Here is a 14,990-nt window from a genome sequence, read left to right as displayed (position 1 = left end):
TCTCCTATCGGTGGCAGACTACGCAACGTTCGTTGTTGGCCCGGCCATGGCAGCGGTGGCAGCTTGCCGGATCCAGCTTCCCTTCGATCTTGTGCAGGGTGAGGTAATCGCCCCGGTGCGGCATGACGCGGTCCGGACGGCTGCCGTTTTTCACGCTCGGCTTGATCTCGGTCTGGTTGGTGTGGCAGTCGGCGCAGAAGGAGACCTTGTGGCAGGTGGCACACAGGACGTCGTCGGAGCCGGCATAGAAGCGGTGGTTCGTGATGAAGGAGCGGCTGTGGTTGAAGGCCGCGTACTGTTTCAGGGTCCCCTTCTGCTGGTCCTCATGGCACTCGGTGCAGCTCACCGGGCCGCTGGCCAGCTCCTCGGGATGGTTCGCGGGAAGGTTGGGAAGCGCCTTGATCTGGGCGCAGGCCGCCAGGGCGAAGAGCAGCGCCACGAGCGCCAAGAGGGTTAAGGACTGGGACGACGGTCTCATTTAGTGTCTCCTTTTCCAGCGAGTTTCATGGAATAGTTCAGGCGTATCAGCCCCTTGAGCTCGTCGGTGTTCTGCGGGTTGCTGCCGTAGCTCAAATCGCCCGAGAGAGCCAGGTTGGGGGTCAGGTGGTATCCCAGCGAGCCGTAGAGCTCCAGGGCGTTCTTCTTGCCGTCGATCTCGCGCTTGAACAGGTAGTCGATCACGTCCAGGGAGGCGAAGTAGCTCTTGGTGTCGCGCATGGCCCAGGCCCTGAGTTCGTGGAAGGAGCCCGAGGCGTCCAAGGTGGGGAGCACCGCAAAGTCGGCGCTGGAGCGCAGGTAGTGGTAGCCCGCCCCGGTTCTCACGGCCAGGTCGGAGAGCGTGCAGCGCAATTCGGCGCCCAGGCGGTCCGCCTTGCCGATCTCGCGGGTGTAGTGCTTGTAGTCGCCGGTAAGCTCGAATTTCGGGTTCAGCTGGTAGCTCGCGCTGCCACCGAAGGTGCGCGACTGCTGGTTCAGGTTGTTCCCCGAGAGCATGCTCGGCATCGCCGCGAACAGCGCCGAGGAGTAGAAGAGGTCGCGGTCCTGGTAGTCGTTGAACTCGCCGGTCACCGTCAGGTCCTTGAGCGGCTTCACGGTCAGCAGGTACCCCTGCTCGGCCCAGCGGCTGGTCTCGGTGTTGATGCTGGCGCGGGCCATGAGGGCCACCTTGGCGAAGGGGGAGTACCAGAGGTCGGCGCCGATCACCCGGTGCGAACCGAAGCGCCCCGCCAGGTTCGGGTCCGCCATGGTGGGGGCGACCGTCTCGTAGACGCCGGCCAAGCCGATCTCGAACATCCCGCCGTAGCGGTAGTTGACCCGGCCGCCGAAGATGCCGTCACCCTTGCCGTCGCTCGAGGTCCCCGGGATGCGCACGTTGTGCACCGTGGCGCCGCCGAAGGCAGAAACCCCGAAGCCGTAGGGGAGGTCGCTGCGCACGCTCACGCCGTCCACCTGCTCGTTGAGGATCCCTTCGTGCACAAAGAAGCGGCCGGCGCGGGCCTGGGCGTTGGCGGCACCGAAGCGGTACTGCAGGTAGCCGTAGGTGAGGCTGCCGTCGACCTGGTTCTCGTTGAAGCTCTTGTCGGCGAGGTCGGCGCGCCCCCAGCCCAGGACGTGCGCCGAGAGCTTGCCGTCGGCCAACTTGTCGGCATCGAGCCCCAGGAACACGGTCGCCGGAAGCAGGGTGCTTTTGGCGACGCCGGGGCGGGAATCCTGCGAGAAGCGCAACAGCGTGGTCGTATCGACCAGGCTGTCGGCCGCGTAGGCTGCGGCGGGCAGGGCCGCGAGTGAGAGGGACGCCAACAAACGGGACAGTACTTTTTTCATGTAAGCTCTCCTGGTAAGAAGTGAGCAGATTGACGTGCTGGTCGTATTGAAAATTCCTGGGCCAAAGGACCAGGTAATGGTGTTGTCAAAGTCGGGTACGGCTCGTTTTGGTTGCCGGCGGGGGCCGGAAGGAACCACTTCGCTGCTGTGCATACACGGTTCTTCGGGTGCTGCCTTTGCGGGAAAGGGCCCCGCCTCTTGCGAGGCGGGGCTTTTCTTCACGGGTACTACAGGTTCTGGTTACGGACGCTCAGGAGAGTTCCAGGCGCCGGTAGAGCGGCTCCAGCCGAGAGCGTAGAGCATGGCCTCGGAGGTGCCGGTTGCCACGGTGGTGATGCTGCCGCTGGCTGCGTTGTAGGCAGCGCTCCCCTTGGTGAACTTGCCGTAGAGGGCGTTGGTCTGGGCGGTGCCCTGGCCGCTCACGGTCTGTGCGGTGGCACCGACGGAGAGGTTAATAACGCCGTCATCGAGGAAGTCGATGGTGTCGTAGAGCAGGCGACGCGAGTAGCTGCGGGCGTGGGCGTAGGCTGCCGGGTCCTTGGTGAGGAGCTGGATGTTGTACGCCGCACCGAGGAGTTTCTTGCCGTTCACGGTGCCACCCTTGGTCCAGTCGGTCTGTGCGGTCAAGGTGCCGCCCTGGTAGAAGTAGGGGTACGCGTTCGGGTTGAAGTCGATGTTGTAGTTGGTTTTCAGCAGCTGGACGGCCAGCGCCAGGGTGGTCTGGAATGCCTCGGACTGCGGCTCGAGGAACACGGCCTTGAAGTTCTGTGCGGTAAGCGGCACGGTGTTCTCGGAGGTGTGGCAGTTGATGCAGACCTGGTTGTAGGCGTTCTCGTCGATCGCCAGGGTGTGGCCGTGACCGGAGCGGTCGCCGGCCGGAGCGCCGTTGGCGTTCAGGTGGCAGACAACGCAGGGGCCGTTGGCGTCGAATTTACCCGGCACGAAGACCGCGGTGTTGTGGGTGTCGCCGTTGATCGCGGTGGTACCCAGCTTGCGGTGGGTCGAGGTGACGCCGCCGGTGATGCCGTAGCCCGGAGCCGAGACGTTGTCGATGGTCAGGGTCTTGGCGTAGGTCGAGGTGCCGATCGCTGCGCTGGCCGAGGTGAAGTCGGTGAAGCCGATGGACATGTACATGGTGCCCGCGGCGGCCAGGTAGTGCGGGTTCACCGCGGAGAAGCCGGTGGCGGCGAAGTTCGAGACGCTGCCGACGCCGCTTACCAGACCGGCGTGGCAGGGGATGCACAGGTTGGTCTCGCCTACGTTCGGGAAGGTGATTGCGGTACCTTTCTTGCCGGCGAGATCGTTGCCGACGGTGTACGGAGCGGTGAAGGCACCGACGGTACGCATGTCGAACTTGTTGTTGGTGTGGCAGGCGTCGCAGGCCAGCACTTCGTTGGCTTTGTCGGTGGCGCCGGCAACCGAGGCGGTCGGGGTGAAGGCGGTCAGGCCGCTCGCTGCGAAGGCCTTGAAGCCGCTCGCGGTGTGGCAGCGCTGGCAGGTCAGGTACGACGGGGTCTGGAACTCGTAGTGGCTCCAGGCTGCACCGTCAACCGCGCCGTGCGCCGACTGGGCCCAGTCGTGGCGCTCGTCGTTGCCCACGAAGGCGTTGTGCGGCTGGTGGCAGGCGTTGCAGTTCTCGGCGTAGTTGGTCGGAGCATACATGGCGTTGGCGCCGGCAGTCGTGTCGCTGTTGGCGTGCAGGGTCACCTTGTCGGTGTGGCACTCGAAGCAGCGGCCGGTGGCGTAGGGGTTCGGGGTGTTGTGGGACGGCCCGTGGCAGCCGACGCACCCTGCTCCCACACCGTTACCGTCGGCGAAGGCCATGTTGGTGTAGTGGCCCGAGAGCTTGTAGCTCGCCACCAGGTTCTGGCCGGTCTGGTCCAGGGTGGTCTCGTGGCACTGCAGGCAGGCGGCCTCGTTGGCCTTCACGGTCGGAGCGCTCATGTAGACGCGTACCTGGGAGGTGGCGTTGCTCGCCACTACCTGATCGGTCGCGAAGCCTTCATAGACCACGGCGCCCGAGCCGTTCAGGGCCTGGACGGCAAGGCTCACGCTCCCCGGGTAGATCCCGGTGATGGTGGAGGAGGACACGTTCCCAAAGGTGCCGCGCACCACCGGGATCGGGTTGCCGTCGCTGCCGGTCCCCGTAACGGTCATGCGCAGGGCGGTGACGTTGGTGGGGAGGCTCGCCGGCAGGGCGGCGGACTTGGCAACCGCACCGGAGCCGAAAACCACTTTGGCGGACAGCGATGCTTTGCCTGCGTTTTTGGAGACGTTGCTGTTGCTTGCGCCACACCCGGTCAGTGCAATCATGAGCATGATTGCCGATGCACCATGCAGCTTACTGAGATGTTTCATTGCGGCTTCTCCTTCTTGTGTTGGGTTGAACAACTGGTTGTTGCTAAATAGTTGGTTGGTTACCTGCTGAGCTACGCTGCCACCTCCTTCTTTCCATCCCTCACTCAGGGAACGTAGGTTGTGTAGTTGTTCTGCGAGTTGTTGTAGTCAAGTCCGTAGCCGACCGAGCCGTCCGGGTATCCGATGGTGATGCCGACGCCGCCGGACGGGGAGCTCACGGTAGTGAAAATGGTGCCGGCCGGATAGGTCACGTTGCCGATCACCGCGCCGCTTGGGTAAGTCACCTGGGTTACCACGGTCCCCGCCGGGTAGGTCACCCCGCCGACTACCGTTCCGGACGCGTAGATGATGCTCACCGAGAAGGTTCCGGTCGGGTAGGCGGTGCTGGTCAGCACGTTGCCGGAGGCGAAGACGATCTTGGTGGTGATGGTGCCGTTGGGGTAGGTCACCACGACCGCGGTCGAGCCGCCCGGGTAGGTCACGCCACCCACCACCACGCCGCCGGGGTACGAGACGGTGCTGATGACGGTGCCGGCCGGGTAGTTGACGCCGGAGATGAGCGCACCGTTGGGGTAGTGGATGCTCACCACCACGGTGCCGGCCGGGTAGCTCACCCCGCCGATCACCACGCCGGTCGGGTAGACGATGCCGGTGGTGAAGGAACCGTCGGGATAGGTAACCGAGCCGTTGGCGGAACCGGACGGATAGGTGACGCTGCCGCCGGCGGAACCGGTCTGGGCCGCGGTGAAGTCCTGGCCGCTTACGCTGGCGCCCGCCACGGTCACGGTCTTGCTGAGCGGGGTGAACAGGTAGTTGGTCTGCTGCGGGTCGGGCTGCACGGTGTAGGAACCGCTCAACACGTAGAAGCTGTAGTCACCGTTACTGTCGGTCGTGGCGGAACCGGTACCGGAGCCGGTCAGGTCGACCTTCACGTTGACAACCCCTACCCCGTTCGCGGTGATCCGGCCCGTCAGGGTGTAGATCTGGGTGTCCGGGGCATTCGGGTCGGCCGGCGTGCTGACCGAGGCCACGTTGCTGTAGGCGGAGGTGAGGCCGGTGCCGTTTACCGCGGTCATCTTGTACTGGTAGGCAGTCTGCGGCGCGGCGCTCGTGTCGAGGTAGCTGGTCGCGCTGCCGGCCAGGACGGCGAGCTGCTCGAAGGCGCCCGAGTTGACGCTGCGGTAGATGATGTAGTTGGCGATGCCGCTTTCGGCGTCGCTGGAGGCGGTCCAGGTAACCGAAACCTGGGTTGAGCTCACCGCAGTCGCCGTCACGCTTGCCGGGGCGCTTGCCGGGGTGGTGTCGCTGACCACCGGGACGGTGACCGGGGTGGTCCCCGCATCGGTTATGCTGCTGATGATGGCCGGGCTGGGCTGGAAGCTCGGCGGGAGGACGCTGCTCAGGTCGGTACTCACCACGTCCTGGATGGCGTTCACCAGCGCGTCGGAAATGCCGGAACCCAGGCCAGTGGTCACCAGGAGGGTGACGATCTGGGAGGTCGAGGTGCTTTCACTGACCAGCACCTGGTTGAAGGCCTGGATGGCGACCACCAGGTTCTGTGCGCCGGTCGAGCTCGTCCCCAGGGCGCTGGGGTCGCTGGGGGGCTGGATGATGTTGAAGCCGGTGCCGAACACGGCCTCCAGCACCCGGTTCGCCTTCAGCACGTTATCCGCGCTGAAGCCCGTGGGCGTAAAGCCGGTGGCCAGGTTGGCCGCGGTTGCGTTGTTCTCGATGAGCTGCACGGCGGCGTCGGTGGCGTAGCTGATCATCACGCTCAACACGTCGTTGGTCCCGGTGATGGAGATCGCGGCGCGCAGCGGGGTCGGCGCCGGGGTGGACAGTCCGGCAACGCGCTTGCCCACGCCCGAGGTGGGGAGGGTGGCCTTCACGACCAGGGTCCCGACGTAGCTTGCCGGGATCTTCAGGCTGTACATGCCGTTTTGATCGCTCACGCCGAAGCTCGAGCCGGCCAGGGGGGCCGAGGCCTGCACCCCGTTGGCATCGACACCGTACGCGGTGACTACTGCGCCGGGGAGTGCCAGTCCGGTGACGGAATTGGAAACATAGCCGGAGACCGTCTTCAGCTGCTGTGGCTGGGGCGGAGTCGGCGAGCTGGAGCTGTAATCACCGCAACCTGCAAAGAGCAGCGACAAAAATGCGAGCAACAACGCTCCAACAGAGTACCTTTTCCAGATGATCCGCATACAAATCCTCCGCGCTTCAGTCTTGTTTTGAGGCGAATTAGTGAACCTAAGAACACAGGCTGCCGAAGCCCCCGGGGCTCCGCCAGCAAACTACCGGACCGTCAGGCGTCGATGCTGCGCCGACCGGCTCCCGTTATAGCGGGAGAGGCCGTACTCGAACGGGCACACGGCAGGGTGCGCCGACAGTTCCGGTACCACAACCGTCATGTCGATACTGTCAAAGTCGAAATGTATAAGAGATGAGGTCCTGACAGAGATGGGGCGCGCCAGGGAGCTCGAAGTATTGCGGGTTTTCGATGGAGTGTCTGAGGACAAAGCTGATTCCTTTGTTACCTAAAGGTATGCCTGATTGGCCGCCTGCGTTTGTGCAAGAAGAAAACCAATCACACAACCAATTGTTTCATAATAATTTTCAGTTCCTCAGAAGGCATGCGGCGTGTGTCAAAGACGCAGTTGTTTTGACAGTACCCTTCATTTTTTTGACAGTGGTACTCACAATTGGCCTTCATGTCCCTGTTTCGGCAATCACTGCTCAGACTTTAGACAAATTTGACTTAGGTCAAAAAAAAGCGCCCGTGATAATCCGTTGGTAGTCCGATAACTTACAGTGAATTGAATGTGTCTGTTTTAATGCAAATCGATGCAAATCTGTAACTGTGCGAGTTGCGAACACAAAGCAAATCGGCAATACGAGGTTAAGAGTTTTTTAACGCTTGATTCCTACAGGGACTGACGGGAGGGAGAAGGACCTCGAAAGAGGAAAAGGGTGGGGGAGCGCAGCTGCTACAGCGTGCCGCGAGGGGAACGGGTACTGGCGTACGGGATTCTGACACCCCGTTTCCGGAGCCATTCCGGAGGGGACCGGGCCGTCAGCCGGCGCGGCCGCCGGCACCGGTTAATCAGGATAAGGTTTGACTTTTGCCCCCTAATTTATTACCTATCATTGGTGCCTACAGCCCTTAAAGCTGCTACTCTATTCCAGTTCCAGTGCAACCGGAGGACGGCGATCATGCCCAAAGAGATCAAGATAGGATTCATCGGCGGCGGCAACATGGCGGAAGCCATCATCAAGGGGCTTTTAGCGGGGGGGGTGCCGGCCGGCAACCTGAGCGTCACCGAACCGCTCGCGGCACGCGCCGCGACCCTTACCAGCCGCTACGGCATCCGTATCCCGGCCGACAACCAGTCGCTGTGCGCCGACTGCGACGCCGTGGTGCTCGCCGTGAAGCCCCAGGTCTACAGCTCGGCCCTAAAGGGGATAGCGGGCGCCGGCAAGCTCTTCATCTCCATCATGGCCGGGGTTAAGAGTGCCGCCCTCGAGGCCCTCTTGGGGAGCGAGGCCCGGGTGGTGCGCGTCATGCCCAACACTCCGGCCCTGGTGCTCGCGGGAGCCTCCGCCATCGCGCGCGGCACCCTGGCGAGCGAGGCGGACCTCGCCCTGACCCGGCGCATCTTCGACCTGGTCGGTACCACCTGCGTCGTCGAGGAGAAGCTCCTCGATGCGGTCACCGGGGTCTCCGGCAGCGGACCGGCCTACGTCCTTACCTTCATCGAGTCCCTGGCCGACGCAGGGGTGAAACACGGGCTGACCCGCGACGTGGCCACCGCCCTTGCCGCACAGACCGTCCTCGGGAGCGCCAAGTTGCTCCTGGAGACCCATGAGCACCCCGCGGTCCTCAAGGGGAACGTCGCCTCGCCCGGCGGCACCACCATCGCGGCCATGCACTCGCTGGACCGGGACGGCTTCCGCGCCGCGGTGATGAACGCGGTCGACGTCTGCGTGGCAAAATCGCTGGAGCTCGGCACGCGATGAAGATCCGGGTCACGGTAGTGGTACGCGGCCTGGTACAAGGGGTCGCCTTTCGGCACCACACGGCACAGCAGGCGGCGCTCCACCGGGTCGCCGGCTGGGTACGCAACCGCTTGGACGGCTCGGTCGAGGCATGTTTCGAAGGGGAGGAAGAGGATGTTCATGCTCAGCTTGAATGGTGCCGCAGGGGACCCGACCTGGCGCGGGTCGAGGCAGTCGACTGGCGGGAAGAGCCGTACACCGGCGAGTGTACCGGGTTCCGGATCAGGTACGATCATGACTAGGGTGCTGGTGGGACTTTTGTCGCTCGCGGTACTCGGCTGGGTCCTGACCCTGGCGCGTCCCGCCCTGGCCCAGGACACCCTCGACCTGGACAAGGCGGTCAAGGTCGGCTCCGGGCGCATCATGGTGATCGAATTTACCGACCCGGACTGCCCCTTCTGCCGCAAGGCGGAAGCCTACTTCCGTAACCGCAGCGACGTGACCCGCTACATCTTCTTCATCCCGCTCTCCAGCCACCCCGCCTCGAAGCCCAAGGTGCAGTACATCCTGTCGGCCCGGGACAAGGCGCGCGCCTACCAGGAGGTGCTCGCCGGCAGCGGCCCCCTGGACCCCGCCCGGCTGGCGGCCATCACCCCGGAGGGGGTCCGGCTGCAAAAGGAGCATCAGGAGATCGCCCGGGCCAACAAGATGACCTCCACCCCCACCTTCATGATCTACGGCAGGATTATCGAAGGGTTGGACCTGCGCCGGCTGGAGCCGCTGCTCAAGTAAGGGTCAGGCGAAGCTCGGGTAGTGGCGCGACAGGCAGGTGGGGCAGATGCCGTGACTGAACAGGGCGTCGGTGTGCTCAAGGAGGTACTCCTCGATCTTTTGCCAGGTCTCCTGGTCGCTGCGGATGCTCTTGCAGTGCATGCAGATGGCGAAGGTCCCCTCCAGGCGCTTGATGCGCGCCAGGGCCTCCTCCAGGGCGTCGTTCACCCGCTGCAGCTCGTCGCGCTGTTCGCGGATCAGGTCGGTTCGCTGTTTCAGCTCCAGGTGGTTGTGCACCCTGAGCTTCAAGAGGTTGAGGTCGACCGGCTTGCTCAGGTAGTCGATGGCCCCTGTCTCGAGCCCCTCCGCCATCGCCTCGAAGGAATCGAGCGCAGTCAGGAAGATGATCGGGATCGACGAGAGTGCCTCGTCGGCTTTGATGAGCCGCGCCACCTCGAAACCGCTTAGGTCCGGCATCATCACGTCGAGCAGGATCAGGTCCGGGACCTCCTGCTTGATGAGGGTGATCGCCTCGTACCCGTTGCCGGCGCGCAGCACCCGGTAGTGCATTTTCAACGCCCCTATCAAGAGCTGCACGTTCGTGGGCTCGTCGTCCACCACCAATACCTTCAATTGCTCGCCGCGCATGACTCCCCCTCCCCTTCCGGCGCCCCCGAGGCCTTACCCCTGCCGGTCACCCGTTTCATCTCTCCTAACAGTTCATTCAGGTCGAGCGGCTTCGAGACGTAGCCGTCGAACCCCTCCGCCAGAAAACGTTCCCGGTCGCCGCGCAGGGCGTAGGCGGTGACCGCCAGGACCGGCTGGTGTCCCCCCCGTAACCGCTCGCGCTCCCTGATCTCCTTGAGCACCTCTTCGCCATTCAGTACCGGGATCTGGATGTCCATGAGCACCAGGTCGAAGCTGGTCTTTTCCAGGGCGTCCAGGCAGTCCGTGCCGCTTGCCACCACCACCACGTCGTGCCCCAGTTTCCCGAGGAGCGAGGCGGCGAACTTGATGTTCACCGGGTTGTCCTCGACCAAAAGGACCCGCAACCGCTCGCCTTCCCAGTCAAGCAGGCCGGGCCGGTCCTGGCGGGGCTCGGGGCTCGAGGCGACCGGAAGGCGCAGGGGAAGCGTCAGGGTGAACGCGCTCCCCTTGCCCGGTTCGCTCTCGACCACGATGCTCCCCCCCATGAGATGGGCCAGGCGCTCGCTGATGGTGAGCCCCAGTCCGGTGCCGCCGTAGCGGCGCGAGGTCGAATCGTCCTCCTGGACGAATGGCTGGAAGATCGAGGTGAGCGCCTCGGGGCGGATGCCGATCCCGCTGTCCCTGACCGACACGGCCACCTCCACGAGCTCCGCGCCGAGTTCGCGCACCCGGGTGGTCACCGTGATCCCACCCCGCGAGGTGAACTTCACCGCGTTACCCACCAGGTTGAGCAGGATCTGCTTCACCCTGAGCTCGTCCCCCACGACCTTCGGCAGCGGGTCCCCGTCCACCGCGAGGGTGAGCCCCTTCCCGGCAAGCGCGGCACGCTGGTTCTGCACCACCTCGTCCACGCAGCGCTTCAGGCTGAACTCGGCAAGTTCGATGTTGATCCGGCCGGCCTCGATCTTCGAGAGGTCCAGGATGTCGTTGATGAGGAGCAAAAGGTTCCGGCTCGCCCCCCTGAGCGATTCAACGTACTCGCGCTGCTCCGCGGAGAGCTCGGTCAATTCCAGGAGCTGCGCCATGCCGATCACCCCGTTCATCGGGGTGCGGATCTCGTGGCTCATGTTGGACAAAAAGGCGCTCTTGGCCCGGTTGGCGGCCTCGGCCTGCTCCTTGGCCCGGCTCAGCTCATCCTCGAACTCCTTGCGCTCGGTGATGTCCACGAAGGTCACCACGATCCCCCCCTTCTGCAGCGGCACCTTGGCTAGCACCACGGTGCGTGGCGAGCCGTCCCGACAGCAGATCGTGTATTCCCGGGAGCCGGGTGGCAGTCCGGGGAGGTGGGGGAGGGAGAGGTCCTGTTGCCAGTTGACCTGGGCCTGGGTGCGGTAGGCGGGGTCCGGGTAGGCCTGCTGGAACCAGGTGGCGGCATCGGGGATGTCGTCCCGCGTGTAGCCGAAGCTGCTCACGAAGCTGCGGTTCAGGTAGCTTAAGGTGCCGTCGGGTTCCACGAGCACCAGCGGGATGGGCATCTGGTCGAAGAGCAGCCGGAAACGCGCCTCGCTCTCCTTGAGGGCCGCCTCGGCGCGCTGGCGCTCCGTGTAGTCTTCCAGGATCCAGAGCACCCCTTTTTCCAGGTTGCTCGGATCAAGCGCGCGCCCGATGTAGCGCACCAGGATGTGCACCCCGTCCTTGCGCACCAGGTCCTGCACCGTCTCGAACACCTCGCCGGCGGCGAGTACGGGGTAGGCTTCCTCCCCGAGTTTTTGGTAGGCGGTCTCGCTTGGGTAGAAACGCCGCGTTTCCTGTTGTTCCTGCTCTTCCTTCGAGTACTTAAAGAGGTCCACTGTGCGCCGGTTCACCCAGACCTGCCTGCGGCCCACAGTCTTGGAGAAGCCGACCGGGGCGTTCTCCAGGATGATGTTGAGCTCCTCCATGAGCGTGCCCAGTTCCTCGGTGCGCCGGGTCACCCGCTGTTCCAGGGTCTGGTTCAACTGCTCGAGCTGCCGCACGTAGCGCTGCACGTGGTCGCTCATCTGGTGGAAGTTGACGATGAGCTCGTGGGTCTCCTTAATCCCGCTTTCCGGCCACCCCTGTTGCTCCCCCACCCCCAGGCGGGCCGGGAGCTCGCCCGTCAGCTGGCGCAGCCGCTCCAGGGGATGAACCACCCGCCGGCTCAAAGGCCCCGCCAGGGCCAGCGAAGCGAGCAGGATGCCGAGCAGGATACCGAGATCCCCGGTGTAGCTTTGGAAGAGCGCCTTCTGGAAGGGGGCCACCGGCTGCTCCAGGATGAGGGTCCACTCCGCGAGGTCTCCGCAGTGTGAAATGATCTGGTAGGTGGAGCTTTTCCAGCGTTCGGAGATGGGAAGGTTGGCCCGGGCCTCCGGGATCCACTGATCGATCCCTCCCTCCAGGTGCACCGGGGTCCCCCGGCCACGCTTAAAGGGGGTCATCGGCTTCTGGTCCGGCCGGCTACTCAGGATTACCGTGCCGTTTTTGTCGAGCAGCGTAAAGAATGAACCGTTATGTTCGGCGCTCACCTCCAGCAGTTCCTTGAGGCGGTCCAGGCTCAGGATGCCGGTAATGTACCCGGCATACGAAGCGTCCTTTACCACCGGGGCAAGCATGGTGACGATCGGCTGCGGCTTATCGATGCGCCCCGGCACCACCTCGGAAAGCATCGGCTTCAGGGTGCTCTTCAGGCGCGCTATAAAGGGGCGGTCCGCGAAGTTCTTGCCGATGTTGGGCTTGCCGGTTTCGTCAAGCACCGGTGTATAGGCAACGATGGTGGCCCCGGCGTCCAAAAGGCCGATGCGCTTGAAGTTCTGGTCGGAGCGCGCCGCCTGTTCCAGGTGGGACTGCATCTGGGCCGGGGTAAGCCGAGCGGCCAACTCCGCCAGGGTGACTACCGCGGCCTTGCGGCTCAGCTCCCAGTTCTTGACCACGAGGTCGGCCCGGAGGTGTTCCCGGGTGAGCATGCTGCGGATACTCTGCTCGGTCTGAAGAAAATCGTTGCGACTCCCCACGGCTAAGAGCACCAGTGAGGGGAATAGTACGCAAAAGGCCAAGAGGTTGTAGATCAGTTCACCTAAAGCGACCCTCTCGCGCCGGGACCACAGCGCGTACCCGGTGTAGCAAAGCAGCGCCAGGAGCGTGTTGACGATGCCGTTGACCGCCTGCTTGGTGAGCGCCATGAGCGTCCCGTCCATCTGGGTCCCCATGACCTGGTGGTACAGGAGGTAGACCAGAGGCATCCCCGCCACCGTCCAGAACAGGGCGTCAGCCTGGACGAGCCCCATGCGCCGCCGCGCCAGCCAGGCCACCGTGGCCAGTTCGAGGATCAGGATCAGCCAGGCATAGGGGTGGTTCCAGAGCAGGTAGGTGTATCCGGAAGCCAGTGCCGCGCAGGCAAGCCCCGGTGCCGGTCCCAAGAGCTGCAGGGCGAGCATGCTGAAGATGCTGCCGAAGAGGAAGTCGATGTTGAGGAAAACGGGATAGTGGAAATAGTTGCCGGCGAACGCCAGGAGCAAAAGGACGGGGAAAAGCGGGTCGCGGAAACCGCGGGTGCCGGTGGCCGCAGATTGCGAGAATTTCGACAACGGTAGCCTCCGGTGGGGTTAACGCACGAGCGGTCGCGCGCTGTCGGAGGTGCAGTAGGTAAAGAGCTTGCACTTTCTGACAGCGGCGCCACTATAGCACCAAAGTCCCGCCGGCGCACCGCTTTATCTTCCGGTAAGGAAATTTCTTAGGCCGGTTGAGGTTTTTCCCTACTCGACAATCGGCCACCCCTTCTCATACCCCTCGGGATAGAAGTTCTCGCGGGTCCGGTTGAAGTAGCCGTACTGGATCTTTGGGAAGGCCTCCTTGATACGCTGGAGCAGCCGGTACATGCCGATCCCCTTGCCGGTCACCCCCATGCGCTCGTTGTAGAACGCCGGGTCGATGGAGAGGTTGCGCATCTGCAGCATGTCGACGCCGGTCTTTTCGATGAAGGCAAGCAGCGCCTCCACCTCAGCGGGGCTGTCGGTCACCCCCGGCGAGACCAGGTAGTTGATCATGGTGAAGAGCCCGCGCTCCTTGGCGGTGCGCACCGACTCCACCACGTCGGCGAACTGGTACCCCTTGGGGCGGTAGTAGCGGTTGTAGAGCTCCTCCTGGACCGAGTTCATGGAAAAGCGCATCGAGTCCATGCCCGCATCGCAGAGCAGGCGGATCCTTTCCGGGATCGAGCCGTTCGAGTTGAAGTTCACCGTCCCGCGGCTGGCCTGCTCCTTCAGCATTCTGGTGGCCGTGGCAACGGTGTCCGCCTGCATGATGGGGTCACCCTCGCACCCCTGGCCGTAGGAGACGATCGGATCGGGGGCCTCCTCCAGGTGCGGCAGCATCAGTTCCACGATCTCCTCGGGGGTCGGCACGAAGGGGATCCGCTCGTGGTTCGAGGGGCAACAGTCCGAAGGCTGCAGGCTGATGCACCCGAGGCAGCGCGAGTTGCAGACCGGCGAGGTCGGGATCGGCGCCTCCCAGCGCCTGAAGAAGAGGTTCTTGGCGGCGAAGCAGTGATAGTCGACGGCGCAGCGGGAGAGTTGCTCCACAAGCCGGTTCTTGGGGAACTCGGCGAGCCTGCGTCGTACCAAGGGATCGAGCTTGCGGTCGTCGTAGTTTTTAGGGAGCCAGTTCTCGTTGGCGTCGACCCGGGTTGCCGCCACCACGAAGCGCTCCTCCTCCGCGTCCCACCCCACCGCGGTATAGGACCACAGCGGCAGGTGCACCTTCTTTTTGCTGTAGTCGCAGGCCGGCAACAGCGTCCTCATGTAGCCCGGTGCCATGAAGGCTGAGACCGCCTGGACCGGCATGCTGCGCCTCCCCTCTTTCACCTGGCTCACGGTGATGAAGCGTCGCTCACGGCTATCCCAGGCGACCGGGGGGGTATCGGGGATGGTGAAGAGGCGGCTGTCCTCGGGGAGCGGGATCAACTCGACAGCTTCGGGGAGCTGCGCCTCGTTGCCGCTCATGCCGGCCATGGTGAGGTAGGGGTGATCGTAGATGTTGCCGCGGCTGTCGGCGTAGAGTAATTTCGGGAGAGGTTTTCTGCGGGACATAAGGTGCGATCCTGAAGGCGGCGAGGCCGTATTGGTTTGGGTTGAAGCGGCTACATTAGCAAAAAAGCCCGGTCCCGGCAAGGTAAAGGGGCTGGCTCTTCCACCCCCCTCATACCTCACTGCCAAGGTCGCGCTTCAAAGGCTCCATCGGCGAGCTCCGAGGAGCAGGAGCCCGGGAGCCGGAACACAGGGTAGTCACCCCGGCGCCACCCGTTGCAAAGGTTCATCCGGTCATCACGGGGAACGGCGATCTTTAGCTGTCACAAGCACTCTCAGGTTCCCCACTTTGGA

Annotated in this window: 10 protein-coding genes; 3 read left to right on the top strand and 7 right to left on the bottom strand. The window is 63.9% G+C overall.

Annotation, left to right across the window (positions count from 1 at the left end):
* Nucleotides 1–4: 4 nt before the first annotated feature.
* The 4 genes from H7688_RS15675 to H7688_RS15660 form a co-directional block, all read right to left on the bottom strand.
* A complete protein-coding gene (locus H7688_RS15675; RefSeq protein WP_183362116.1) occupies nucleotides 5–478 on the bottom strand; it encodes a cytochrome C in 474 nt (157 codons plus the stop codon).
* Nucleotides 475–1,824: a hypothetical protein gene (locus H7688_RS15670; protein WP_183362115.1), complete on the bottom strand. Its 1,350-nt coding sequence runs from the start codon at nucleotides 1,822–1,824 to the stop codon at nucleotides 475–477. Before H7688_RS15670 ends, H7688_RS15675 begins: the two co-directional genes overlap by 4 nt.
* A gap of 240 nt (nucleotides 1,825–2,064) precedes the next feature.
* Nucleotides 2,065–4,182 carry a hypothetical protein gene (locus H7688_RS15665; protein WP_183362114.1) on the bottom strand — a complete coding sequence of 706 codons (2,118 nt, stop codon included), beginning with the start codon at nucleotides 4,180–4,182 and terminating at the stop codon, nucleotides 2,065–2,067.
* Nucleotides 4,183–4,286: 104 nt separating this feature from the next.
* Nucleotides 4,287–6,347, bottom strand: a complete 2,061-nt coding sequence (locus tag H7688_RS15660) for a fibronectin type III domain-containing protein (RefSeq protein WP_183362113.1) — start codon at nucleotides 6,345–6,347, stop codon at nucleotides 4,287–4,289.
* 1,048 nt (nucleotides 6,348–7,395) lie between these two features.
* Here H7688_RS15660 and proC point away from each other — a divergent pair.
* The 3 genes from proC to H7688_RS15645 are packed head-to-tail and all read left to right on the top strand — an operon-like array spanning nucleotide 7,396 to nucleotide 8,970.
* On the top strand, nucleotides 7,396–8,199 hold the full coding sequence (gene proC, locus H7688_RS15655; RefSeq protein ID WP_183362112.1) for a pyrroline-5-carboxylate reductase: 804 nt from the start codon (nucleotides 7,396–7,398) through the stop codon (nucleotides 8,197–8,199).
* Nucleotides 8,196–8,480, top strand: a complete 285-nt coding sequence (locus H7688_RS15650; RefSeq protein ID WP_183362111.1) for an acylphosphatase — start codon at nucleotides 8,196–8,198, stop codon at nucleotides 8,478–8,480. The genes proC and H7688_RS15650 overlap by 4 nt, the downstream gene beginning before the upstream one ends.
* Nucleotides 8,473–8,970: a thioredoxin fold domain-containing protein gene (locus H7688_RS15645; RefSeq protein WP_183362110.1), complete on the top strand. Its 498-nt coding sequence runs from the start codon at nucleotides 8,473–8,475 to the stop codon at nucleotides 8,968–8,970. Before H7688_RS15650 ends, H7688_RS15645 begins: the two co-directional genes overlap by 8 nt.
* A 3-nt stretch (nucleotides 8,971–8,973) precedes the next feature.
* Here the strand turns inward: H7688_RS15645 and H7688_RS15640 are convergent, their stop codons facing one another.
* The 3 genes from H7688_RS15640 to H7688_RS15630 form a co-directional block, all read right to left on the bottom strand.
* Entirely contained in the window at nucleotides 8,974–9,597 is a 624-nt protein-coding gene (locus tag H7688_RS15640; RefSeq protein ID WP_183362109.1) for a response regulator, read from the bottom strand.
* Complete coding sequence (locus H7688_RS22825) at nucleotides 9,579–13,199, bottom strand: ATP-binding protein (protein ID WP_183362108.1); 3,621 nt, start codon at nucleotides 13,197–13,199, stop codon at nucleotides 9,579–9,581. Before H7688_RS22825 ends, H7688_RS15640 begins: the two co-directional genes overlap by 19 nt.
* 168 nt (nucleotides 13,200–13,367) lie before the next feature.
* Complete coding sequence (locus H7688_RS15630; protein ID WP_183362107.1) at nucleotides 13,368–14,699, bottom strand: radical SAM family protein; 1,332 nt, start codon at nucleotides 14,697–14,699, stop codon at nucleotides 13,368–13,370.
* Nucleotides 14,700–14,990 lie beyond the last annotated feature (291 nt).

Origin of the sequence: Geomonas limicola, from assembly GCF_014193675.1 — a bacterium.
GTDB lineage: Bacteria > Desulfobacterota > Desulfuromonadia > Geobacterales > Geobacteraceae > Geomonas > Geomonas limicola.
Note: the sequence above shows the minus strand (reverse complement) of the source record. Positions and strands in the feature narration are given on the sequence as shown.